Source organism: Streptomyces sp. SID12501 (genome assembly GCF_010550245.1).
Taxonomy (GTDB): domain Bacteria; phylum Actinomycetota; class Actinomycetes; order Streptomycetales; family Streptomycetaceae; genus Streptomyces.
In genome coordinates this window covers 172,896-197,392 of the sequence record NZ_JAAGLU010000019.1, presented here as the reverse complement: position 1 = coordinate 197,392, position 24,497 = coordinate 172,896, and the positions used below count along the sequence as shown (strand labels likewise).

At 70.4% G+C, this 24,497-nt stretch carries 20 protein-coding genes; 15 read left to right on the top strand and 5 right to left on the bottom strand.

Going from position 1 to position 24,497, the window contains the following annotated elements; genetic code table 11:
* A partial coding sequence (locus G3I71_RS23765; RefSeq protein ID WP_164317002.1) for a helix-turn-helix domain-containing protein occupies positions 1-626 on the top strand: 626 nt, incomplete at its 5' end.
* 15 nt (positions 627-641) lie between these two features.
* Here G3I71_RS23765 and G3I71_RS23760 read toward each other — a convergent pair.
* Positions 642-2,030: a glycoside hydrolase family 43 protein gene (locus G3I71_RS23760; RefSeq protein ID WP_164317000.1), complete on the bottom strand. Its 1,389-nt coding sequence runs from the start codon at positions 2,028-2,030 to the stop codon at positions 642-644.
* Positions 2,031-2,439: 409 nt separating this feature from the next.
* Between G3I71_RS23760 and G3I71_RS23755 the strand changes: the two genes are divergently transcribed.
* The 3 genes from G3I71_RS23755 (at position 2,440) to G3I71_RS23745 (ending at position 4,794) form a co-directional block, all read left to right on the top strand.
* A complete protein-coding gene (locus G3I71_RS23755) occupies positions 2,440-2,664 on the top strand; it encodes a hypothetical protein (protein WP_164317039.1) in 225 nt (74 codons plus the stop codon).
* A gap of 156 nt (positions 2,665-2,820) precedes the next feature.
* A complete protein-coding gene (locus G3I71_RS23750) occupies positions 2,821-4,308 on the top strand; it encodes a flotillin family protein (protein ID WP_164316998.1) in 1,488 nt (495 codons plus the stop codon).
* A 39-nt stretch (positions 4,309-4,347) separates the two neighbouring features.
* Positions 4,348-4,794, top strand: a complete 447-nt coding sequence (locus tag G3I71_RS23745) for a type II toxin-antitoxin system PemK/MazF family toxin (RefSeq protein WP_164316996.1) — start codon at positions 4,348-4,350, stop codon at positions 4,792-4,794.
* An 86-nt stretch (positions 4,795-4,880) separates the two neighbouring features.
* Here G3I71_RS23745 and G3I71_RS23740 read toward each other — a convergent pair whose 3' ends face one another.
* Complete coding sequence (locus tag G3I71_RS23740) at positions 4,881-5,702, bottom strand: TIGR02452 family protein (RefSeq protein WP_164316994.1); 822 nt, start codon at positions 5,700-5,702, stop codon at positions 4,881-4,883.
* A 278-nt stretch (positions 5,703-5,980) separates the two neighbouring features.
* Between G3I71_RS23740 and egtA the strand changes: the two genes are divergently transcribed.
* The 5 genes from egtA (at position 5,981) to G3I71_RS23715 (ending at position 10,720) form a co-directional block, all read left to right on the top strand.
* Positions 5,981-7,297 (top strand): ergothioneine biosynthesis glutamate--cysteine ligase EgtA, encoded by a 1,317-nt coding sequence (gene egtA / locus G3I71_RS23735; protein WP_164316992.1) that lies wholly within the window; start codon positions 5,981-5,983, stop codon positions 7,295-7,297.
* Positions 7,294-8,616 (top strand): ergothioneine biosynthesis protein EgtB, encoded by a 1,323-nt coding sequence (gene egtB, locus G3I71_RS23730; RefSeq protein WP_164316989.1) that lies wholly within the window; start codon positions 7,294-7,296, stop codon positions 8,614-8,616. Before egtA ends, egtB begins: the two co-directional genes overlap by 4 nt.
* Positions 8,616-9,407, top strand: coding sequence for an ergothioneine biosynthesis protein EgtC (egtC, locus tag G3I71_RS23725; RefSeq protein WP_164316987.1), 792 nt, complete (start codon positions 8,616-8,618; stop codon positions 9,405-9,407). Before egtB ends, egtC begins: the two co-directional genes overlap by 1 nt.
* Positions 9,404-10,366, top strand: a complete 963-nt coding sequence (egtD, locus tag G3I71_RS23720) for an L-histidine N(alpha)-methyltransferase (protein WP_164316985.1) — start codon at positions 9,404-9,406, stop codon at positions 10,364-10,366. The genes egtC and egtD overlap by 4 nt, the downstream gene beginning before the upstream one ends.
* A gap of 138 nt (positions 10,367-10,504) precedes the next feature.
* Positions 10,505-10,720, top strand: coding sequence for a dodecin (locus tag G3I71_RS23715; RefSeq protein ID WP_164316982.1), 216 nt, complete (start codon positions 10,505-10,507; stop codon positions 10,718-10,720).
* An 18-nt stretch (positions 10,721-10,738) separates the two neighbouring features.
* Here the strand turns inward: G3I71_RS23715 and G3I71_RS23710 are convergent, their stop codons facing one another.
* Entirely contained in the window at positions 10,739-11,242 is a 504-nt protein-coding gene (locus G3I71_RS23710) for a hypothetical protein (RefSeq protein WP_343243056.1), read from the bottom strand.
* 132 nt (positions 11,243-11,374) lie between these two features.
* Between G3I71_RS23710 and G3I71_RS23705 the strand changes: the two genes are divergently transcribed.
* From G3I71_RS23705 to G3I71_RS23680, 6 genes are all read left to right on the top strand, one after another.
* Positions 11,375-12,589 carry a right-handed parallel beta-helix repeat-containing protein gene (locus tag G3I71_RS23705; protein WP_164316980.1) on the top strand — a complete coding sequence of 405 codons (1,215 nt, stop codon included), beginning with the start codon at positions 11,375-11,377 and terminating at the stop codon, positions 12,587-12,589.
* Positions 12,590-12,817: 228 nt separating this feature from the next.
* Positions 12,818-14,230, top strand: a complete 1,413-nt coding sequence (locus G3I71_RS23700) for a family 43 glycosylhydrolase (protein ID WP_164317036.1) — start codon at positions 12,818-12,820, stop codon at positions 14,228-14,230.
* Between the two features lie 79 nt (positions 14,231-14,309).
* Positions 14,310-17,114, top strand: a complete 2,805-nt coding sequence (locus G3I71_RS23695; protein ID WP_164316978.1) for a beta-L-arabinofuranosidase domain-containing protein — start codon at positions 14,310-14,312, stop codon at positions 17,112-17,114.
* A 202-nt stretch (positions 17,115-17,316) separates the two neighbouring features.
* Positions 17,317-19,530 (top strand): MMPL family transporter, encoded by a 2,214-nt coding sequence (locus G3I71_RS23690; protein WP_164316975.1) that lies wholly within the window; start codon positions 17,317-17,319, stop codon positions 19,528-19,530.
* Between the two features lie 115 nt (positions 19,531-19,645).
* Entirely contained in the window at positions 19,646-20,884 is a 1,239-nt protein-coding gene (locus G3I71_RS23685; RefSeq protein ID WP_164316973.1) for a sensor histidine kinase, read from the top strand.
* The gene (locus G3I71_RS23680; protein WP_164316971.1) at positions 20,881-21,564 is read left to right on the top strand and encodes a response regulator transcription factor; all 684 of its coding nucleotides are present in this window, start codon (positions 20,881-20,883) and stop codon (positions 21,562-21,564) included. The genes G3I71_RS23685 and G3I71_RS23680 overlap by 4 nt, the downstream gene beginning before the upstream one ends.
* 15 nt (positions 21,565-21,579) lie before the next feature.
* Here the strand turns inward: G3I71_RS23680 and G3I71_RS23675 are convergent, their stop codons facing one another.
* Positions 21,580-23,781 carry a hypothetical protein gene (locus G3I71_RS23675; RefSeq protein ID WP_164316969.1) on the bottom strand — a complete coding sequence of 734 codons (2,202 nt, stop codon included), beginning with the start codon at positions 23,779-23,781 and terminating at the stop codon, positions 21,580-21,582.
* A 91-nt stretch (positions 23,782-23,872) separates the two neighbouring features.
* Positions 23,873-24,412 (bottom strand): hypothetical protein, encoded by a 540-nt coding sequence (locus G3I71_RS23670; RefSeq protein ID WP_164316967.1) that lies wholly within the window; start codon positions 24,410-24,412, stop codon positions 23,873-23,875.
* Positions 24,413-24,497: the final 85 nt, after the last annotated feature.

Below are 24,497 nucleotides of genomic sequence, written 5' to 3'. Positions count from 1 at the left end.
CGGCCCGGCGACTGGGCCTGGACCCGGCCGCCCCGGCCCACGCGGTCGCGTCGCTCGACGGCCTGCCCCGCGTCCTGGCCGCCTCCGCCCTGCGCGGGCCCGCCCCCGTCGGAGGCCGACTGCCGGCCCCGGAAGATCCGGCCCGCGCCAAGCCGGCCGCCGCCGACACCGGACCCGCCCTTCCGTCCGGCCGGGTAGGTGTCGGCCCCGCCGTGCCCGTGCTCGAACTGCCGGGCTCCTGGGCCGCCGCCCGCACCGCGCTCCGTTTCACCGCCGAGGGCACCCCGCACGCCCCCGGACCGCTGGTCGTGTACGCCGACGAGCTCGGCGGTATCGGGCTGCTCGCCGAGCTCGTCGTACCGGGAGCGGATCCGGCGCCCGACGTACAGGCGCTGGAGGCCGCGGTCGCGGACGCGCCCTGGATGCTGACGACGTTGCACGCCGTCGCCTCGACGGCGAGCCTGCGGGGCGCCGCCGTCGAGGTCAACGTCCACCACTCCACGCTCCAGGACCGGTTGGGCCACGCCGAGGCGCTCCTCGGCTGGCCCGTCCGTACCCCGCAGGGCCGGCTCAGACTGCAACTGGCCCTGACCATGCGGCACTTGGGACGCCAGCAAGTGCAGTAGCGGCACGGCGGCGGCTTACGCCCAGGCCGTCACCGGCACGAACGAGCTGTCCTGGCGGAAGGTGTCCGTGCCGTCCGTCACGTCCACGCGCAGCTGGTAGTTGTAGTGGCGCAGGAAGTAGCCCGGGTAGTTGTACGACTCGAAGCGCACCGACCCCGACGCCGTGCCCGTCCGCGCGATGAACGTGGCGTCCCTCGCGAAGGCCGACGTACCGTCGTTGGCGTCGAAGCGGGCTCGGTAGTCGTAGTGGCGGAGGTAGTTGCCGGAGCTGTCGCGGAACGAGTAGCCGTTGCTGTCGGCCAGTCCCGCGACGACCGTGAAGGTGGACGCCTGCTTGAGCGCGGTGGTGCTGGAGCTGCTCACCACAGGGAGGTTGAGCAGGGAGGACTGCACCTGCCAGTACCGCGTCGCGTAGTTGACCGACTGGAAGGACCGCGTGACGCCCTTCGACAGGGTCGGACCGCCACTGACCGTCTCCTTGACCACCGTGAAGTGACGGGCCGTTCCGGAGATCGAGGGCAGTGCCTTCGCGGCGGTCCAGGTGGCGAACGTGTCGTAGCTGTCGCTGTAGTAGTACTTCCCGTCGCCGTAGCCGTCGAAGAAGATCCGCCAGCCGCCGTTGTCGAGCTGGATCACGGACGGGCCTTCGCGGTAACTGCCCCAGCCGGCCCAGTCGCCGGTCTTCGAGATGGTGTAGGGGCCGGCGAGGCTGGAGGCGGTGGCGTACTCGATGTACTTCGTCGTCTCGTTCTTCGGGAAGGCATGGTAGGTCGAACCGACCTTCACGATGCACATGTCGATGTGGTTCGACCCGATGCCTGACAGCGCCACCGGTGAACTCCACGCCGTGAGCGCGGAGTTGGTCGCCTTCAGCAGATAAGGCGTGAAGATCCACTCGTCGCTGGTGACCGAGCAGGACACGATGATGTTCACGCTGCCGTCGCTGTCGACGAACCACTCGGGCGCCCACGCGCGGGACAGGCTGGTGATCGGGACCGTGTAGTCGTACAGGAAGGTCCAGTTGACGCGGTCCGAGCTGCGCGCGAAGCCGATGGTGGTGCTGGCGTCCTGCCAGGTGTGGGTGGTGTAGGTGACGTAGTAGTAGCCGTTGGTGTGCTTGAGGACGCTCGCGTCGCGGATGCGGTTGCTCGGCGGGGTGTAGGCCGAGGACTGCACGAGCCGGAAGTCGGTGGCGTCGTCGGACTGGTAGACGTTCACCGTGCCGTCGTTGCTGTTGAGGAACGGCACGATGGTGTAGCGCGTCGCGGAGCCGCTGGCCGGGGCCGCCGCGGCGGCGGTGCCGAGCAGTCCGGGCAGCTCGCCCAGGACGATCGCCGAGGCGGGCAGGACGGCCAGCGCGCGCAGCAGGCTGCGACGGGAGGGCGTGGGGCGGGAACTGGTCACGTGCGGCTCCTTGGTGATCCAACCGACGGCTCTCTATGTTCGACATTGCGAACGCAGTTCGGTAAATCGGTCAGACCGTAGATCCGGGTCGTGCGCACGTCAATACTTCGGACACGCTCCGGACCTGTGAACTTCCGCCCGGACGCGGCACATTCGACATCTCGCACCACACCACCCCACCAGCGGTTACCGTTCGGTAGTAAAGCTGTGAGATCACTATGGGGAACGCGTCGGCGCGGCGCGACGGTGTGCGACGGAAGTGTCCGTACGACTACCGAATCGTGCCGCCGGGTTCGTGGGCGAAGGGCTGCCGGTGGGCACCCGGCTGCTCGGCCCGGCGAACAGTGAGCCGCCGTTCCGACCCGTCGCCGACTCGACGGCGGCACAAGGGGGTTTGGGCCCGTACGCTGTGACCATGGACGACGCGCCGATGGTCGGCTTGATGGGGCGGGTGACGGGCACGATCGGGCCAGGGCTGGTCGGTGAGGTGATCGTCCGGGTGCGCGGCGGCGCCGAGCACTTCCTGGCGTATCCCGCCGCGACCCAGGAACGGATCGAGCGGGGGACCGTGGTCATGGTCGTCGAGTACCTGCCGCCACGCACCGTGTACGTCACCTCCGCCTACGACAGCTGAGCCCGGCGGACGTGCGATCGTGAAGTCCGTACGTCTGCGGATGATCACGTGTGCGTCAAGCTTGCAACAAGGATTCGTCAGTGTCTGTACCCCGGCCTCGCGCAGGAGCACCCTTGCGTCGTTCGGTGCCGAAAGGGCACCAGGCAAAGGGGGCGTATGCCGATGTTCATCGGCGTCGTTGCGGGGGTCGCGGTAGTAGCCGTCCTCGCACTAATCGGCATTTTCAAGATGATGTGGCGGGTCGCTGAACCCAACGAGGCACTCATCATCTCCGGTTCCAAGCACAGGACCGAAGGCCTTGAGGCAGGCATGGGGTTCCGTATCGTCACCGGACGGGGCACCCTCGTGCTGCCCGGGGTCCAGGCGGTGCGCAAGATCTCGCTCGACCTGAACGAGACCGAACTGCACGTGGACTGCGTGACCACTCAGGGCATTCCGCTCAAGGTACGGGGCGTTGTCATCTTCAAGGTCGGCGACGACTTCGTGTCGATCGCCAACGCGGGCCGCCGTTTCCTCGACCAGCAGAAGATGATGGCCGAGCGCGTGCACAACGTGTTCGCCGGTCATCTGCGGTCCATCGTCGGCGGGTTGACCGTCGAGGAGATGATCCGCGACCGCGAGAAGCTCACCGGGCAGACCCGGGCCGCGTGCGGCACGGAGATGGAGAAACTCGGCCTGATCGTCGACTCCCTCCAGATCCACGAGATCGAGGACCCGACCGGGTACATCAAGAACCTCGCCATGCCGCACGCCGCCGCCGTCCAGCGGGACGCGCGCATCGCGCAGGCCGAGGCGAACCGTCTCGCCACCGAGGCCGAGCAGAAGGCCGCGGCGCGGATGTCGGAGGCCACCCGGGACAGCGAGATCCTGCAGGCCGGATACCAGGCGGAGCGCGACAAGGCGGCGGCGAAGGCCCGGCAGGCCGGACCGCTCGCCGACGCCGCCGCCCGGCAGGACGTCGTCATCCAGGAGACGCGCATCGCCGAACTCGACGCCCTGCGCCGGGAGCAGCAGCTCCAGGCGGACGTCCGCAAGCCGGCCGACGCGCAGGCCTACGAGACGCGGGCGCGGGCCGAGGCCGAGCGTGACGCGCGTATCTCGGCGGCTCAGGCGAAGGCCAAGGAGACCGAGCTCGCGGCCACGGCCGAGGCGAACCGGATCAAGACGGCCGCGAACGCCGAGGCCGAGGCGACCAAGGCACGGGGTGCGGCCGCCGCCATGTCGACGCGGGCCACCGGTGAGGCCGAGGCCGCCGCGTCCCAGGCCAAGGGCCTCGCCGCCGCCGAGGCGACGCGGGCGAAGGGGCTCGCGGAGGCAGAGACCATCAAGGCGCGGGCCGCCGCGCTCGCGGAGAACCAGGAAGCGGTGGTCGCCCAGCAACTCGCCGAGAACTGGCCGGAGATCGTGAAGGCCGGTGCGTCCGCGTTCGGCAGCGTGGACAACATGGTGGTGCTCAACGGTGCGGACGGCATGGCGGAGATGCTCGCCAAGGCGCTCACCATGGGCGGTACGGGGCTGGGGCTGGCGCGGCAACTGCTCACGTCCATGAACCAGAACGGGCAGACGCCGAACGGCAATTCGGCGCTGAACGGCCTGGCGGCGCCGACAGTTCAGAAGGTGCCGGTGGAGAAGGACGAGGGGTGATGCGGTGAGTCACGGGGCTCAGGCTCTAACGTGAGCCCCGTGACTGCCTTTACCGATGCCGATGTTCCGGGGCGTTATGGCCCCTCCGCCACCACCGAGGCCGATCCTCGCGACGTCGGGCGGGTGCGTACGGAGTACTCGCCCGCCCACGACGGCGATCCCGATCCGGGCGAGATCGTGTGGACCTGGGTGCCGTTCGAGGAGAACGACGGGCGGGGGAAGGACCGGCCTGTGCTTGTTGTCGCCCGCGAGGCCGCCGGGACGTTTCTTGCCGTGCAGTTGTCCAGCAAGCGGCATGACGGGGACCGGGAGTGGGTTCCGATCGGGAGCGGGCCGTGGGATCGGACCGGGCGGGACTCGTGGGTCGACGTGGACCGGGTACTGCGGCTGTTCGAGGACGGGATGCGGCGGGAGGCCTGCGCGTTGGACCGGATGCGGTTCAACTCCGTTGTGCGGCGGTTGCAGGAGCTGTACGGCTGGCAGTGAGGGGTTCGGTCGTGGGGCGCGTGCGGGTTGTGTGTGGCTGGTCGCGCAGTTCCCCGCGCCCCTGAATGCCACAAGCAGGCCGCGCCCTAGAGGGCGCTCACTCCCGCGAAGGTACGTTCGAAGGCCGATCGCGTTGCTGTGTTCTTCGTGCGGTCCAGGATCGCGAACACGACCTTCTCGAAGGTGCCCTCGAATCGGCCGCCCACCAGCAGGTCCCTGAATGTGGTCGCCACCGTCGCCGGGTCGTTCTGGAAGACTCCGCAGCCCCAGGCGCCCAGGACCAGGCGGCGGTAGCCCTCTGTGGCTGCCACTTCCAGGACCCGTTCCGCCCGGGATGCCAGGGCCCGGGGGATGTCCGCCACCCGCTCGGGGGCCGTTCGTCGTACGACGCCCGCGTTCGGGGCCGCCGAGGTGAGGAAGCCCGGCGTGTACGGGGCGTCCAGGAGGCGGCCCCGGTCGTCGCGGAAGACCGGTACCCCCGGTGAGTGGATGACGCGGTCCGTGTACAACGGGTCGCGGTGGGTGCGGTGGTGGTCGTAGAACTCGCGCACCTCCGTCAGGCAGGTGTACAGCGCGGAGGCCCGGCACAGGGCCTCTTCCTGGGCCTGGGCGCCGTTCAGGTAGCCGCCACCCGGGTTGCGGGCCGAGGAGAAGTTCAGGACCGCCACCGGGCCGGGGAGGCGGCGGGCGGCCTCCAGGCTGCTCTCGCCGGTGACCTCGAAGGAAGTGTCCAGCGGTGAGACCGTCAAAGGGACGTCCAGCGGACCCGGGCCGTAGAGGCGTGTGCCCTCCCGGGCGGCCTCGATCGCCGCGGCGAGTCGCACCGCGCGTCCGTCGGACGCGCGGTAGGAACCGGCCGCGACGATCTCCTCCGTTCCACGTGCGAGGTCGCGCAGGCGGGCACTCATGGCGCCACCCCCGTGTGCGCCATGACCGTGCCTGGTGCTCGCTCCCCCGCCGTGCTCATACAGGCATCGTGGGTGATGCTGGACACGCGGTGCAACAGAGTTTCCCGGGTATGCGAACGGCTCACCAACGCCATGGAAACGGAGATCCATCGTCCTGAAAGTGCCCATGTGCACCCTTGTGCGATTCGACGCCAGGGGTTTGGGTGGGACGAGCGTTGCCTGTCCGGCCCACCCGAAGCCGGGCCGGCGGCATGGTGGAATCTCAGGAGGATCCCGACATGTCTGATTCGGTAAGCGGCTGTACAAAGCGCCGCACCGCTCTCTCCGAGGCCGAGGTCGAAGCCCTGGTCCGGGGGATCTGCTTCAAGACCGGACCGCCGCGCACCCTCGGTGTCGAGGTCGAATGGATCGTCCACGAGCTGCGGCAGCCGCAGCTCCCCGTGACACCCGAACGGCTCGAAGCGGCCTACGCCGCACTGCGGACCCTGCCTCTCAGGTCGGCGCTCACCGTCGAACCGGGCGGTCAGCTGGAGCTCAGCTCCGCTCCCGCCGACTCCCTGATGGAGTGCATCGGATCCGTCTCCGCCGACCTGGACGCCGTCCGCGCGGTACTGCGTGAGCACGGTCTCGGTATCGTCGGCATCGGCCAGGACCCCTGGCACCCGCCGCGTCGTTTCCTGCACGAGCCGCGCTACGACGCCCTGGAGCGGTCCCTCGACCTCACGGGCCCGGCGGGCCGGGCCATGATGTGCACCTCTGCCTCCGTGCAGGTGTGCCTCGACGCCGGTCACGAAGAGCCCGGCCCCCTCGGGCACGGACGGCGCTGGTGGCTCGCGCACCAGCTCGGCGCGGTCCTCGTGGCCGCCTTCGCCAACTCCCCGCTCGCCGTGGGCAGCCCCACCGGCTGGCGTTCCACCCGGCAGGTGCTGTGGATGGAGATCGGCGCCGGGAGAGCGGGTGCACAGCCGCTGGACGCCGAGCCGCGCCAGGCCTGGGCCCGGCATGTGCTCGACGCCCCGGTGATGTGCGTACGGCGGGACAGCGGACCGTGGGACGTGCCGGAGGACGGGCTGACGTTCCGGGAGTGGATCCGGTCCGGGGTGCCCCGGCCGCCGACGCGGGAGGATCTCGACTACCACCTGACGACCCTGTTCCCCCCGGTCCGGCCGCGCGGCCATCTCGAACTGCGCATGATCGACGCCCAGCCCGGCGACGACGGCTGGATCGTCCCGCTCGCCGTCACGGCCGCGCTCTTCGACGACCCCGAGGCCGCCGAGCTGGCCTACCGGGCGGTCAAGCCGCTCGCCGAGCGCGCCGGATCACTGCCCGCCCCGCACAATCCGCTGTGGTCCGACGCGGCCCGCTACGGCCTGTCCGACCCCGAACTGCACGAGGTCGCCCTCGTCTGTTTCTCGGCCGCTCTGGACGCCCTGCCCCGGCTCGGCGCGAGCCAGGAGGTCGTCGACGCCGTCGCCGCGTACCTCGACCGCTATGTCGTTCAAGGCCGTTGTCCGGCCGACGACCTGCTCGACAGCCTGCGCGACACGGATCCGCGTGCGCAGGGGACTTCGTACGGAAGGGATTCGCGTACATGACCGACCCCGCCCTGGACCCGGAGACGCTCCGGGAGCGCGCCCTTGCCGCGCTCACCACCGCGCGGGAGCGGACCACGCTCCTCACCTCCGTGGACGATCCCGAACTCACCGCCCAGCACTCTCCGTTGATGTCCCCGCTGGTGTGGGACCTCGCGCACATCGGCAACCAGGAGGAGATGTGGCTGCTGCGCGCGGTCGCCGGGCGGGAGGCGATGCGGCCCGAGATCGACGGCCTGTACGACGCCTTCGAGCACTCCCGCGCCGAACGGCCCTCGCTGCCGCTGCTGCCGCCCGCCGAGGCCCGTAAGTACGCGGCGGAGGTGCGCGGCCGGGCCCTGGACGTGCTGGAGAGCGCCGCGTTCGAAGGTACGGGCGCGCGGCTGACCGAGGCGGGGTTCGCCTTCGGGATGATCGCCCAGCACGAACAGCAGCACGACGAGACGATGCTGATCACCCATCAGCTGCGCCAAGGCCCGGCGGTTCTCCATGCCCCCGACCCGGAGCCCGCTCCGCCGTTCACCGGTCCGGCCGAAGTCCTGGTCCCCGGTGGCCCGTTCACGATGGGCACCTCCACCGAGCCGTGGTCCCTGGACAACGAACGGCCCGCTCACCGGCGCGAGGTGGCGTCCTTCTTCATCGACACGACCCCGGTGACGAACGCCGCCTACCAGGCGTTCATCGCGGACGGCGGCTACGACGACCCGCGCTGGTGGACACCGGACGGCTGGGCGCATGCGCGTCAAAGCTCCCTGTACGCACCGCTGTTCTGGTTCCGGGAGGGCGGGCAGTGGCTGCGGCGCCGGTTCGGGGTCACCGAGGTGGTGCCGCCCGAGGAGCCCGTCGTGCACGTCTGCTGGTACGAGGCGGACGCGTACGCCCGCTGGGCCGGGCGCCGGCTGCCCACCGAGGCGGAGTGGGAGAAGGCCGCCCGGCACGACCCGGCGGCCGACCGCTCGACGCGCTACCCGTGGGGCGACGCCGACCCCACCCCCGAGCACGCCAACCTCGGCCAGCGGCATCTGCGTCCGGCGCCCGCCGGAAGCTATCCGGCCGGGGAATCGCCCCTCGGGGTACGGCAGCTGATCGGTGACGTGTGGGAGTGGACGGCGAGCGATCTCCTGCCGTACCCGGGGTTCAGCATGTTCCCGTACAAGGAGTACTCGGAGGTGTTCTTCGGCCCCGACCACAAGGTGCTGCGCGGTGGTTCGTTCGCCGTGGACGCGGTGGCCTGCCGGGGGACGTTCCGCAACTGGGACTATCCGATCCGACGGCAGATCTTCTCCGGTTTCCGCACCGCCCGCACCCCGGAGGCCGTCTGATGTGCCGTCAACTGGCCTTCCTGGGGCCCCCGGAGGCGATCGGCAGTGTGGTGACGGAGCCGCCGCACGGGCTGTACCGGCAGTCGTGGGCACCCCGGCACCAGCGGCACGGGACCGTCAACGCCGATGGTTTCGGCGTCGGTTGGTACGCGGAGGGCGATCCGGTGCCGGCCCGCTACCGGCGTGCCGGGCCCGTGTGGGGAGATCCGTCCTTCGCCGACCTCGCCCGGGTCGTACGGACCACCGCGCTGCTCGCCGCCGTACGGGACGCGACGCTGGCCGGCGCCGACGGGGAGGCCGCCGCGGCGCCCTTCGCCGCCGGTGCCTGGCTGTTCGGACACAACGGGGCGGTCAAGGGCTGGCCGGGGTCCCTCGCACCCCTCGTACAGGCCCTGCCGGGCGAGGAGTTGCTGTCGATGGAGGCGCGCTCCGACTCGGCGTTCCTGTGGGCGCTGGTGCTGCACCGGCTGCACGCCGGTGACGACGTCGGCCGCGCGCTGGCCCGCACCGTCCTGGAGGTGGACGCGGCGGCTCCCGGTTCCCGGCTCAACCTGCTGCTCACCGACGGCACGACGATCGCGGCGACCACCTGGGGCGACACCCTGTTCCATCTGACCGGGCCCGGCCGCCGCACGGTGGTGGCGTCCGAGCCGTACGACGACGATCCCCGCTGGCAGGAGGTACCCGACCACACCCTCGTCATCGCGAGCCGCACCGAGGTCCGGCTCACCCCGCTCCGGGACCTGAGCGACGACCTGGCATCCGTACCACCCGAGGAGCTTCGTACGTGAGTCCGTTCCTGGTCACCCGCACCCTGCCCGAGGACGCCACGGAGGCCGCCCTGCGCGCCGACGTTCTCCACGGGCTCACCCGCACACCCAAGACCCTCCCGCCGAAGTGGTTCTACGACGCCCGCGGCAGCGAACTCTTCGACGAGATCACCGAGTTGCCCGAGTACTACCCGACCCGGGCCGAGCGCGAGATCCTGCTCGCCCGGGCCGGGGAGATCGCCGCCGTGACCGGTGCGCGCACGCTGGTCGAGCTGGGCTCCGGGTCGTCGGAGAAGACACGGCACCTGCTGGACGCGCTGCCGGACCTGGAGACATATGTCCCGGTCGACGTCAGTGAGAGCGCGCTGCGGCTGGCGGGCGAGGCGCTGATCGCCGAGCGGCCCGGGCTCGGCGTGCACGCGCTGATCGCCGACTTCACCGGCGGTCTGGCGCTGCCGGGCACGCCCGGGCCCCGGCTGCTGGCGTTCCTCGGCGGCACGATCGGCAACCTGCTGCCCGCCGAGCGGGGCGCGTTCCTGTCCTCGGTGCGTTCCCTGCTGTCGCCCGGCGACGCGCTGCTGCTCGGCACCGACCTGGTCAAGGACGCGTCGGTGCTGGTCCCGGCGTACGACGACGCGGCGGGCGTGACGGCCGAGTTCAACAAGAACGTGCTGACCGTCGTCAACCGCGAACTCGGCGCCGACTTCGACCCCGACGCGTTCGAGCATGTGGCGCTGTGGGACTCGGACAACGAGTGGATCGAGATGCGGCTGCGTTCGCTCGCCGAGCAGACCGTGAAGATTCCCGCACTCGATCTCGCCGTCGACTTCGCGGCGGGCGAGGAACTGCGTACGGAGGTGTCGGCGAAGTTCCGGAAGGAGGGTGTGGGCGCCGAACTGGCCGCCGCCGGGCTGGAACCGACCCGGTGGTGGACCGACGAGCGGGGCCTCTTCGCCCTGTCGTTGAGCGTCGCCCGTTGACGACACCTCGCGAACCACCGTCACATGGGGCACGGTGGAACGTGGAATGCCGCCAGGAAGATCCATCACACCCAGTACCGGCCAGTAACTACCTCCCGTACCTCCTGTACCTCCCGTTCCGCGAAGAGGAGCACCCGCATGTCGAACCACACCTATCGGGTCACCGAGATCGTCGGCACCTCGCACGAAGGCGTCGACCAGGCCGTCCGCAACGGCATCAGCCGGGCCTCGCAGACCCTGCGCAACCTGGACTGGTTCGAGATCACGCAGGTCAGGGGCCAGATCAAGGACGGGCAGGTCGAGCATTACCAGGTCGGTCTGAAGGTCGGCTTCCGGCTGGACGACGGCGAGTGACAGCCGTAGGCCACTTGCTCAGGTCCGGCCCTCGCCCTCCTGCGCCTCCTTCAGCGCGGTCGACTCGGCCGTCCAGCGGGCCCGTACGACGCTGAATCCCGCGCGTTCCGCGTCCTGGCAGACGAGTTCGTCGTCGTCCACCAGGACGCGGATCTCGCGGTCGCGGGCAAGTCGGCGCAGGGTCTCCAGTTTGGTGCTGCGGGCGGGTCTGCGGTCGTCGTTGCGCCGCATCCAGACGCGCCCCTCGGGCAGTCCGTGCGCGGCGAGCCAGGCGAGCGTGTCCCGGCGGCAGCGCTCGGGCCGGCCGGTGAGGTAGGCGACCTCGCACTCCCGCGCGCTCTCCAGGGCCAGCGTGACGCCCTCGGTCAGGGGCGGGTCGTGCGGCGCGGCGGCGAAGAACGCGGGCCAGTCGCGGGGCTTGCGCTCCAGGAACCGCTGCCGGTGCGCGGTGTCTGCGAGCGTGTTGTCGAGGTCGAACACGGCGAGCGGTCTGTTGCTCTTCAAACTGTTGTTCTGCGTCACGGTCCCTGACTCTATTGAGAATCCCTGACGCTGTTGAGGGTGCCTGACGCTGTTGAGGCCCGACCCGGCAACCTCCACGGCGTCGGCGGCCACTCCTTGGCGACACAGCCGAGGCAGAGGCGGGAGCCGTACATGCGCAACGCAGCGATCCGGACGGGAACGGCGGTCCTGGGCACCGCGTTAATGACAGCGGGGATGCTCGTGGGTGTCGCCGAGGGGGCGAGTGCCGCGACGACGCTCGTGGTGGCGACGGGCGGTGACGACTCGGCGCCGGGCACGCTCGCACGCCCCCTGAAGACCATCCAGAAGGCCGTCGACCTGGCGAAACCGGGCGACACGATCACCGTGCGCGGGGGCACCTACGCGCTCACCGACAACATCACCATCGCCACCTCCGGCACCGCGTCCCAGCCCATCACCCTGGGCACCTACGCGGGCGAGCGGGTCGTCGTCGACGGGGAGCGACTGCCCGCCAGTCACACACCGGTCGGCGGCAGCATCCCGCGCGCCGAGCGCGGGGCGATCCACCAGGAGGCCTCGTACTGGCGGATCTCGGGGCTGGAGATCGTGAACGGGCCGTACGGCGTGTACTGCGACGGCTGCAACAACAACGTCTTCGCCCGTCTCGTCACACACGACAACTACGAGTCCGGCTTCCAGCTCCAGGGCGCCTCCGCCGACAACCAGATCCTGGACCTGGACAGTTACGGGAACCGCGATCCGCGCAAGAACGGCGAGAGCGCGGACGGGCTGGCCATCAAGGAGGGCGCCGGAACCGGCAACGTGGTGCGGGGCGCGCGGTTGTGGAACAACGTGGACGACGGCTTCGACGCCTGGAAGTTCACCTCGCCGGTCACGATCGAGAACACCATCGCGTACGGCAACGGCGTCAACCGCTGGGACTTCCCCGACTTCGCGGGCGACGGCAACGGCTTCAAGCTCGGCGGCGGCACCCCGGCACCCGCCGTGGCGCACGTCCTGCGCAACACCGCCGCGTTCAAGAACGCGGCGCACGGCTTCACGGACAACGGCAATCCGGGCTCCATCGGCGTCAACCGCGCTACTGCGTACGGGAATGCGGGCACCGGCTTCGACTTCGACGTCTCCGCAGGACGCGCCACCCTCACCGCCAACCTGTCGGTCGCCGACGGACGTGCCGTCGCCGTCGGATCGGCCACCGTCTTGACCGGCAACTCCTGGAATCTGGGCGGCACTTGGAACGCCGCTTCGGTACTGAGCACCGACCCGGCGGCGATCACGGGCGGGCGCCGCGCGGACGGTTCGCTGCCCGCCGCCCCCGATTTCCTTGTCCCGCGCGCCGGAACGGCCATCGGAGCCCGCTTCTAGTCCGTCTTCGGCGGCATGTCCGGGGGCGTGAGGGGTCAACCGGAATTCAATCTGTCGGAAACATTGACTCACTCACGCCCCCTACCTATCTTTCGGTCGAACCTCCGTACGTCGTTCCATATACCGAACAATGTCGGCCCGGGAACAGGCCGCTGAAGGAGACTCGCCGTGGACCGCCCCCGCAGCAGTTCGACCAGCCGACGCACGCTCCTCAAAGCCTGCACGGCCCTGGTGGTCGCCGTGACCGTGCCCGTCGTCGTAGGCACCCCGGCGTTCGCCGCCGTCCCGGCGTCCCCTGCCGTCACCTTCACCAACCCGATCGCCGAGCAGCGCGCCGATCCGCACATCTACAGGCACACCGACGGCTACTACTACTTCACCGCCACGGTCCCCGCGTACGACCGGATCGTGCTGCGCCGCGCCACCACGCTCCAGGGCCTGGCGAGCGCCGCCGAGACGACCATCTGGACCAAGCACACCACCGGCGACATGGGCGCCCACATCTGGGCTCCGGAGATCCACTTCATCGACGGCAAGTGGTACGTGTACTTCGCGGCCGGCGCCGCTGAGGACATCTGGAAGATCCGCCCGTACGTCCTGGAGACCTCGGCCGCCAACCCGATCACCGGGACCTGGACCGAGAAGGGCCGGATCGCGCTGCCGCTGGACACCTTCTCGCTCGACGCGACGACCTTCGTGGTGAACGGCACCCGCTACCTGAGCTGGGCGCAGAACGACCCGGCCGTCGGCGACGGCACCAACATCTACCTGGCGAAGATGTCCAACCCCTGGACCATCAGCGGCACTCCGGCGATGATCTCCCGGCCCACACTGTCCTGGGAGATCATCGGGTACACGGTGAACGAGGGGCCGTCCGTCATCCAGCGGGGCGGCAAGGTCTTCATGTCCTTCTCGGCGAGCGCCACCGACGCCAACTACTGCCTGGGCCTGCTGACCGCGTCCGCCTCGGCCGACCTGCTCAACCCGGCCTCCTGGACGAAGAACTCGCAGCCGGTGCTCGCGAGCAACGCCTCGACCGGGCAGTACGGGCCGGGCCACAACACCTTCACGGTCTCCGAGGACGGCAAGTCCGACGTCCTCGTCTACCACGACCGCAACTACAAGGACATCAGCGGCGATCCGCTCTACGACCCCAACCGGCGCACCCGTTACCAGAAGCTGTACTGGAACACCGACGGCACCCCGAACTTCGGCATCCCGGTCTCCGACGGTCTCACTCCGGTCCGCTTCTCGTCGTTCAACTACCCGGACCGGTACATCCGGCACTGGGAGTACCGCGCGAAGCTGGAGGCGAACGTCACCAACCTCGCCGACTCGCAGTTCCGGATCGTCACCGGGCTGACCGGCTCCGGGACCGTCTCGCTGGAGTCGGCGAACTTCCCCGGCTACTACCTCCGGCACAAGAACTACGAGCTGTGGGTGGAGAAGAACAGCGGCACGGCCACCTTCCTGGCCGACGCGTCCTTCACCCGGCGGGCGGGCCTCGCCGACTCGGCCGGGGTGTCCTTCGAGTCGTACAACTTCCCGGGCCGTTACATCCGGCACTACAACGGCCTGATCCAGCTCCAGCCGCTGAGCACCTCCCTGGACCAGCAGGACGCGACCTACTACGCCGAGTAGTCACCACCGGGCGAACACCCGGACAGATCAAGGGACTTCAGAGCTCAACCACGTCAGTCACCTCAGAGACGAGGCACATGTGACCCCCCACCTGTCGAGACGGTTCGTGCTCCAGAGCGCGATGCTGGCCGCCGCCGCGCCCGCGTTCGCCTACGCCGCCGCCGGCCGGGCCGCCGCCGCTGCCCTGCCCGCGCCGTCCGCCTGGACGCTCCGCCCGTTCGAGCTGAAGGAGGTCTCGCTCGGCACGGGCGTCTTCGCGAGCAAGCGCCAGCTGATGCTGGACCACGGGCGCGGCTACGACGTGAACCGGCTGCTCCAGGTGTTCCGCGCCAACGCGGGCCTCTCCACCGGCGGCGCGGTCGCCCCGGGCGGCTGGGAGGGCCTGGACGGCGAGGCCAACGGCAACCTGCGCGGCCACTACACCGGCCACTTCCTGAGCATGCTGTCGCAGGCGTACGCAAGCACCGGGGAGCAGGCCTACGCCGACAAGATCGGGACGATGGTCGGCGCGCTGACCGACGTGCGCGCGGCGCTGCGCACCGACCCGCGCATGCTCACCGTCACCGGGAAGTGGGGCGGCGCGCACGAGAACGTGCGGGGCTCCTACCAGTACGTGGATCTCCCCGCGACCGTGCCGAACAGTGCCGCGGCGATCACCCTGTCGATCTGGGTCAAGCCCACCCACGACGCCAACTGGCAGCGGGTCTTCGACTTCGGCAACGACACCACCCGGTACATGTACCTGGCCTCCCGCAACGCCAGTGGGGTGCCGCGGTTCGCCATCACCACCAGCGGGGCCGGCGGGGAGCAGGCGCTCAACGGCACCGCCGCGCTGCCGCTGAACCAGTGGAGCCACCTCGCGGTGACCATCTCCGGCACCACGGGCACGCTCTACGTCAACGGCACCGCCGTCGCCACGAACACCTCGATGACGCTCAACCCGTCCGTCCTGGGCACCCTGACGAACAACTGGCTCGGCCGCTCGAACTACTCCGGCGACCCCGTCTACGCGGGCGCCTTCGACGAGTTCAACGTCTACTCGCGCGCCCTGACCGCGGCCGACATCACCTCGCTCCAGAGCAACGAGGCCAAGAACTCCTCCGCCGGGCTCGGCAACCTCGCCTCGTACTACTTCTCCGCCACCTCCGGCGGCACCTTCGGCGATGCCTCCGGGCGCGGGCTGACCGCCACCCTGCGCCGCACCTGGGGCGGCCCGAGCCACCAGGGCTTCCTCGCCGCCTATCCGGAGACGCAGTTCATCGCACTGGAGTCGATGACGAGCGGCGACTACACGAAGGTGTGGGCGCCCTACTACACGGCGCACAAGATCCTCAAGGGTCTGCTGGACGCCTATCTCGCGACGGACGACGCCCGGGCGCTGGACCTCGCGTCGGGCATGTGCGACTGGATGTACTCCCGCCTGTCCAAGCTGCCCGACGCCACCCTGCAGCGGATGTGGGGAATCTTCTCCAGCGGCGAGTTCGGCGGCATCGTCGAGACCATCGTCGACCTGTACACGATCACCGGCAAGGCCGATCACCTCGCCCTGGCCAAGCTGTTCGACCTCGACACGCTCATCGACGCGTGCGCGGCGAACACCGACACTCTCAACGGCCTGCACGCCAACCAGCACATCCCGATCTTCACCGGATGCGTACGGCTGTACGACGCGACGGGCGAGACGCGCTATCTGACCGCCGCGAAGAACTTCTGGGGCATGGTCGTCCCGCAGCGCATGTACGGGATCGGCGGCACGAGCACGGGTGAGTTCTGGAAGGCGCGCGGGGTGATCGCGGGGACGATCAGCGACACGAACGCCGAGACCTGCTGTGCGTACAACCTGCTCAAGCTGAGCCGGACGCTGTTCTTCCACGAGCAGGACCCGAAGTACATGGACTACTACGAGCGGGCCCTCTACAACCAGGTGCTCGGCTCCAAGCAGGACAAGGCCGACGCCGAGAAGCCGCTCGTGACCTACTTCATCGGGCTCACGCCCGGACATGTGCGCGACTACACGCCCAAGCAGGGCACCACGTGCTGCGAGGGCACGGGTATGGAGAGCGCCACGAAGTACCAGGACTCGGTGTACTTCAAGGCGGCCGACGGCGCCTCCCTGTACGTCAACCTGTACAGCCCCTCCACCCTGACCTGGGCCGAGAAGGGCGTCACCGTCACCCAGACCACCCAGTACCCGCAGGAGCAGGGCACCACGCTCACCTTCGGGGGCGGCAGCGCCGCCTTCGCGCTGCGGCTGCGGGTGCCGGTCTGGGCGACGGCCGGGTTCCAGGTGACCGTCAACGGGCAGGCGGTGAGCGGGACTCCGGTCGCCGGGAGCTACTTCGCGGTGTCGCGGACCTGGCAGAGCGGTGACATCGTACGGATCAGTGTGCCGTTCCGGCTGCGGGTCGAGAAGGCGCTCGACGACCCGTCGCTGCAGGCCCTGTTCCACGGTCCGGTGAACCTGGTCGCGCGGAGTTCGAGCACCAGCTATCTGTCCGTCGGGCTGTACCGCAACGCCGCGCTCTCCGGCGATCTGCTGCCCTCCCTCACCCCGGTGAGCGGCAAGCCGCTGCACTACACGCTGAACGGCACCGAGTTCGCCCCCTTCTCCGAGGGGACCGAGGACCCGACGCACGCCTATGTCCGGCGCGCCGAACCGACGGTCGTGTTCGGGACCGTCTCCTCCGGGATCGCCAACCCGGCGAAGACCGACGGCACCACGCTGCTCGACGAGATCTGGGCGGGGGCGCCCTTCGCGAACAAGGCCGCGCTGGTGGCTCGGGTGCAGTCGACGACGACGGCCTGGGTGACGGCGGGACTGCTCACGCAGGCGTCCGCCAACACGGTGGTGAGCACCGCGCAGGGGGCGTCGTACGTGGCCTGATCCTCGTACGCCTTCCGGTCGTCGCGGGCGGTACCCCCTACCCGAGGGGTACCGCCCGTCCTGCGTACGGACGACCGGCGAGGGCGCCTGTACTACGTTCTCAGTAGTCGCGATTGTCGACAGGTGCACGACGACGGGAGGGGGTCGGTCCCGGGAACCTTGTCGGGTACCCGAGATCCGATGATGTGGAGACCTCCCCCTCGTGGCCACCTTCCTGTACAAGCTGGGCCGACTGGCCTTCCGGCGGCGCTGGTACGTCGCCCTGATGTGGGTGGCGGTGCTCGCCGCCGTCGGTGCCGGTGCCGCGACCGCGCCCGCCGCTCCCGACGCCGACAACACGATGCCGGGAATCGAGTCCCAGAAGGCATTCGACCTGATGGACCAGCGGTTCCCCGGCTCCAACGCGCACGGCGCGAACGCCCGGGTGGTGTTCGTGGCGCCGGGCGGCGAGAAGGTCACCGCCACCGAGAACAGGGCGGCGATCGAGAAGTTCGTGGGCGAGGTGGCCGACGGTTCACAGGTCGCGTCCGCCGCGGATCCCTTCCAGGCTCAGGCGGTCAGCGAGGACGCCTCTACGGCGTACGCCACCGTCAGCTACAAGGCGAAGCCCGACGATCTCACCGACGCCACCAAGAACCACCTCAGGAACGCCATCAAGGAGGCGCAGGGCTCGGGGCTGACCGTCGAGGTCGGCGGCACGGCGCTGGCGACGACGCCTGCTGCGGGCGGCGCCGCCGAGGCGATCGGTATCGCCATCGCGGCCCTCGTCCTGATCGTCACCTTCGGTTCGCTGGCCGCCGCCGGGCTTCCGCTGCTGACCGCGGTCATCGGTGTGGGCGTCAGCATGGCGTCGATCCTGGCGCTGAGCAGCACGCTCGGTCTGTCCTCGACGACCGGGACGCTCGCCAGCATGCTGGGGCTGGCCTGCGGAATCGACTACGCAGTGTTCATCGTCTCCCGGTACCGGGAGGAGCGCGGCAAGGGGCACGGCCCACAGGAGGCGGCGGCGCTCGCGACCGGTACCGCCGGTTCGGCGGTCGTCTTCGCCGGTCTCACCGTCGTCATCGCCCTGGCCGGGCTCATGGTGGTCGGCGTGCCGATGCTGACGAAGATGGGGCTCGCGGCGGCCGGCGCGGTCGGCGTGGGTGTGCTCATCGCGCTGACGCTGGTCCCGGCCCTGGTCGGGTTCTGGCCGAACGCCCTGCTCTCGCGCACCGCCCGGAAGACCGGACAGATCAAGCAGACCGAAGAGCACAACGGCGGCACCCGCTGGGCCCGGTTCGTGCTGCGCCGCCCGATCCCGGTGCTGATCGCCTCGGTGGCCGGTCTCGGCGCGCTCGCGATACCCGTGATGGACCTCCAGCTGGGCACGTCCGGCGACGAGGCCAAGCCGACCTCCACCACCGAGCGCCGCGCCTACGACGACCTCGCGCAGGCCTTCGGCCCCGGCTTCAACGGCCCCCTGACGATCGTCGTGGACGCCAAGGGCGCTGCCGACGCCAAGGGTGCGGTGGCGACGATCTCCGAGAAGATCGCCGCCACGAAGGGGGTCGTGTCCGTCTCCCCGGCCCGCTTCAACCCCGCCGGCGACACCGCGATCTTCTCCGCCGTCCCGGCCGACGCGCCGACCAGCACGAAGACGCAGGACCTCGTCAAGAGCATCCGGTCCGACCGGCCGGCCACGGTGGCCGGCACGGACGCGGAGTTCAGTGTCACCGGCAGCACCGCGGCGAACATCGACGTCGCCCAGAAGATGCAGGACGCGCTGGTCCCGTATCTGATCGTGGTCGTGGGGCTGGCCATCGTGCTGCTCCTGCTGGTCTTCCGGTCGATCCTGGTCCCCGTCAAGGCGGCCCTCGGGTTCCTCCTTTCGGTACTGGCGGCGCTCGGTTCCGTGATCGCGGTGTTCCAGTGGGGCTGGGGCGCCTCGCTCCTCGGCGTCGAGACGACCGGTCCGATCATGAGCATGATGCCGATCTTCCTGGTGGGCATCGTCTTCGGACTGGCGATGGACTACGAGGTGTTCCTGGTCGCCCGGATGCGGGAGGCGTACGTCCACGGGGACGGGCCCGCGCAGGCTGTCGTCACCGGGTTCCGGTACAGCGCGCGGGTCGTGGTCGCCGCCGCGCTGATCATGATGGCCGTCTTCTCCGGGTTCATCGGGGCCGGCGAGTCCATCATCAAGATGATCGGCTTCGGACTGGCCGTGGCCGTCCTGTTCGACGCCTTCGTGGTCCGTATGGCGCTCGTCCCCGCCGTACTGGCCCTGCTCGGCAAGGCCGCCTGGTGGATGCCGGGCTGGCTGGACAAGGTGCTTCCCAGGGTCGATGTGGAGGGCGAGGCACTCGCGCACCGGTCGGTCACACCCGAGGACGGGGCGGACGGAACGGCAGACCGGGAGGCGGTCCAGGTCTGACATTCGGCCGTACGCCCTGGGGGCCGCCCGTGCTGGACACACGGGCGGCCCTCGTCGGACGTCGCGACGCGCTGTCGTGGACCATGGGTCCACGCCCTTCGACCGGAGAGAACCGATGAACATCGACATCGAGCGTTACATCGCGGACCATCCCCGTGTCGTCGACACGGTGACCGTCGTGACGCTGTTCGTCCTCTTCCTGGTCGGCGCCCGGATCAGCCTGCCCGGCACCACCCAGCGCGAGGAGCTGTGGCCCGCCGTGGTCATCGCCGTCAACGCGTGCGCGGGCGTGCTGCTGAGCCGCAGCCATCCGCGTACGGCCGTCGTCGTGACCACGGTCTGTGCCATGACGGCGAGCGCGCTGGGTTATCTGCTCACCGTGCTGATACTCGCCCCCGCCATGGTCGCGGTCTACTGGCTCGCCATCCTCACCGACCGGCGGACGACCCGCTTCTACTGCCTCGGCATGATCGTCATGCTGGTGGCCACGGCCACGCTCCTCGACCCGGTCGACCACCCGATCGTCCTCAAGACGATCGCCCCCATCGCCTATGTGCTCGTCCCGGTCGCCTCCGGCAGCGCGCGCCGTATGCGCCGTGCCTATCTGGACGCCGTGCACGCCCGCGCCGAGCACGCCGAGCGGAACCGCGAGGAGGAGGCCCGGCACCGGGTGACCGAGGAGCGGATGCGTATCGCCCGGGAGCTGCACGACGTCGTCGCCCACCATCTGGCCCTAGCCAACGCCCAGGCGACCACCGCCGCGCATCTGGCGCGCAGCAACCCCGAGCAGACCCGCCGGATGCTCAACGACCTCACCGGCACGACCTCCTCGGCGCTGCGCGAGCTCAAGGCCACCGTCGGTCTGCTGCGCCACGCCGACGACGTCGCCGCCCCCCTGGAACCGGCCCCCGGCCTCTCCCGGCTCCCCGAGCTGCTCGACACGGTCCGGTCCGCCGGGCTCGGGGTCACCCTCACCACCGTGGGCAGAGAGCGCCCGCTGTCCCCGGGGGTGGACCTGACGGCGTTCCGGATCGTGCAGGAGGCGCTCACCAACATCACCAAGCACGCGGCCGGAGCGGCGGCGTGTGTACGGCTCGCGTACTCGGCGGACCGGCTGGCCATCACCGTCACCAACAACACCACCGCCGCAGTCCCCGCCACGGTCCCCGCCGGTCTCTCCAACTCCGTCGCAGCCGTGCCGACGCGCGGTTTCGGTCTCATCGGGATGCGGGAGCGCGCCCAGTCCGTCGGCGGCAACCTGGAGGCAGGACACCGCCCGGAGGGCGGTTTCGAGGTCTCCACCGCGCTGCCCCTCTATCCCCAGCCCTCGGAAGAAGAAGAGCGCACCCCATGACCATTCGCGTCCTGCTCGCCGACGACCAGGCCCTGCTCCGGGCGACGTTCCGGATCCTGATCGAGTCCGAGGCCGACATGACGGTGATCGGCGAGGCCACCGACGGCCGGGAGGCGGTCGAGGCGACCCGCACCCACCTTCCCGACGTGGTCCTCATGGACATCCGGATGCCCGGCACCGACGGACTGGCCGCCACCGCCGCGATCTGCGCCGACCCGGAACTGTCCGCGACGCGTGTGCTGATCCTGACGACGTTCGAGACGGACGAGTACGTGGCCCAGGCGCTGCGGGCCGGCGCCAGCGGTTTCCTCGGCAAGGACGTCACCGCCGAGGCACTGCTCGCCGGTATCCGTACGGTGGCCTCCGGCGAGTCCCTCCTCTCCCCCAACGCGACCCGCACCCTCATCACCCGCTTCCTCAACTCCCCTGCTCCGGGAATGCAGTTGGCGACCCCAGAGGCACTCGCGGCACTCACCACCCGGGAACGGGAGGTGATGTGCCTGGCCGCCGAGGGCGGGTCGAACGACGAGATCGCGGAGAAGCTGTACGTCAGCCCGCTGACCGTGCGTACCCACGTACACCGCGCGATGACGAAGCTGCGCGCCCGCGACCGGGCCCAACTGGTCGTCATCGCCTACCAGTCGGGCCTGGTGCGGGCCCTGCCGCCGCAGGCCTCGTGAGACGTGGGACGGCAGTCAGTCCGTTCCGCCGGTCGCCTTCCCCCGGCCGCGGCGGAACGCGAGCCAGCCGGCCGCGGTGAGTGCCGCGGCTGCCGTGGCCATTCCCAGGGCGCCCACGCCGGTGGCGGCGAGGCTGCCGCCGGTGGTGGAGCCCGAAGCGGAGGTGGTCGACCCGGTGGCCGCCGAGCCACCGGTGGTGTCGGTACCGCCCGTGGTACTTCCCCCGGTCGTGCTGCCGCCCGTCGCCCCGCCACCGGACGTACTGCCACCGGTCGTAGTCCCGCTGGTCGTGCTGCCGCCGGTACCGACGCCCCCGTCGGTGCCGCCGGTCGTCCCACCGTCGCCGCCCGTGTCGCCACCGGCCGACCCGCCCGAGTCGCCGCCTCCGGTGCTCGCCTCGCCGGTCACCGTGAGGATGACGGGCGTGGTGCGGGTGATGCCGGCCGTGTTGGTGAACTCGGCGCGGTAGTGGTGGCCGTCGTGTCCGGCCTCGGCGGTGAAGGCGTACGTGGTCCCGGTCGCGTCCGGCACGTCCTGCCAGGTCTGTGCCCCGTCCGTGCTGACCTGCCAGCGCACGGTCGGTGCCGGGGTGCCCTCGGCCTGCGCGATGAGGGTGACCGTGTCGCCGACCGTGACCGTCTGGTCCGTCGGCGCCTGGACGACCTTGGGTGAGACGAACTGGTCCAGTTTGACGACCTTGCCCTCGGCAGGGCTGGTCACATAGACCGTCGTACCTCCGGCGGCGACGGTGATCGCGGCCGCGCCGAGCTGGGAGTGGTTGCCCGGCAGCGGCACCGCTTCCACCGCGACCTCGTGCGTCGTCGTGTCGTACACGGCGAGCGAACCGTTGTTGTCGCCGCCGCCGCTGGTGTCGCCGTTGTCCTGCCGGACGACGAAGACACGGCCCGTCGACGGGTCGAAGGCGGCCGCCGCGGCTTCGTCGGTACCCTCGACGGTCGCGAGGAGTCGTGCGCCCTGGTCGAAGACGAGGACCGAACTACCCGCGCCCACCCAGACGTTGCCGGTGGCCGGGTCGGTCTCGACGAACCCGATGGCCGCGTCCGGGAGTTCGGCGGTCGCCGTGACGGTGAAGGTGCCGGTGTCGACGCGGCGCAGCTGCCCGCCGGAGGCGCCCGCGGACCAGACGGCGGCCCTGGCGGAGTCGACGGCGAGCCGGCGTCCGCCGTCCAGGGCAAGGGTACGACGGACGGTGCCGGTGGCCGTCTCCAGCTCGGAGAGGGTGGCGCCCTGGGCTACCAGGACGGTGTCGGCGGTGGTGCCGGGCCCGAGGTCGGTGATGGTCGCGCCGGTCAGCCAGACGCCCTTCGCGGACTGGTCGCCGTCCTTCGCGGTGCCGATGCCGCGCAGGGGATAGCGGTAGAGGACGCCGTCCCCGGGGAGTGCGGCGGCGAGTTGTGCGGCGGCTGCGGTGCGCAGGACGCCGTTCGTTCCGGGTGCCTGGCTGATGTGGCTGCGGACGGTGCCGTCGGCGGGGTCGAGGACGTACAGGCCGCGCTCGTCGATGTCGGCGGTGTCGGCGAGGTTGTCCGAACCGACGTACAGCTTCCCGGAGTCGGGGTGCAGGAGCACGTCGAGCGGTTTGCCGGTGGTGGTGAACTCGGCCGCCTGCCGGTAGCGAGCGGTCCCGGCGGGTACGTCGACGCCCTCTCCGCCGTCTGCGGGGTCCTGGCCGGTGAAGGTGACGGGGACACGTACGTCCTGGGAACGGTCGCCGCTGCCCCGGTGGTCGACGCGGGTGACGATCGCGCATGGCACCTCGGCGCAGTCGAGGCCGTCGCCCACGGCCTCGATGTCGAGGGTCACGTCGAAGGTACCGCCGTCGCCGTACGCGATGGCGAGGTCGCCCTCGTAGGTGTCGCCCTCGGGGACGATCCAGCGGGAGGCCGCGCCGTCGCCTGAGGTGTCGGCGCCGCCCAGGCAGGGGCTGGGGACGCGGTTGTCGCCGTTGTCCTTGCAGAGGGCGACGTAGATGCCCTTGCTCCGGTCGTATCCCGTTCCGGTGACCTGGAGGGTCTCGCCGCCGGGCGCGAGGTCGGCGGAGGCGGAGACGGTGAGCCGCTGGCCCTCTTTGCCGAGGGCCGTTTTCGGCGTGTCGGCGGCCTGGACGCCGGAGCCGGCGCCGAGGGTGGCGAGCGAGAGGGCGGAGGCGGCGGACAGCGAGGCCGCCGCCCGGAGTCTGCGGCGTGCGTGGGTCATGGGGTCCTCGGGGACGAGCCACGGGCGGGGCCCTGCCGGGTGCCGACCGGCCGGACCCCGCCCGACGACTGCGGACGGCTACGGGCAGCGACTACTGGAAGGTGACCGGGACGTGCACGTCGTACTTGCGGTCGCTGCTGTCGAAGTGGTCGGCGCGGGTGACGACGGCACAGGTGACGTCCTCGCCGCAGACCTGGCCGTCGTCCAGGGTGGCCTTGACGTAGATCTGCACGCTGAAGGTGCCACCCGTGCCGAACGTGGAGCTGTTGGCGAACAGGCCGCCGAAGGTGTTGTTGATCCAGTGCGAGGCGCCGGTGGAACCGCTCTCGTCCTGCCCGCCGAGGCAGGGCGTCGGCTTGTTGACACCCGGGTCGCCGTCCACCGCGCACAGGCCGACGTAGACGCCCTGGCCGGCGTTGTAGCCGCTGCCCGTGACGGTGATGACCTGGCCCGCCGCGGCGGCCGTGTCGGGCGCGGTCAGCGACAGGTTGTAGGTGGTGCCGCTGTCTACGACGGTACGGGTCGCGGTGGCGGCGGACGCCGAGGTGGCGAGCCCCAGGATCAGCGCGGCGGACGCGGTGACGGCGAGACCGGTACGGGCGGCGGTGCGGGCGGACAGCAGAGCTCTCATGATCGGAGGAGCGCCTTTCTCGAACGGGAACCTGGACAAGAACTTAGGTAAGGCATACCTAACTTGAAGCCTGGGGGAATGTCAA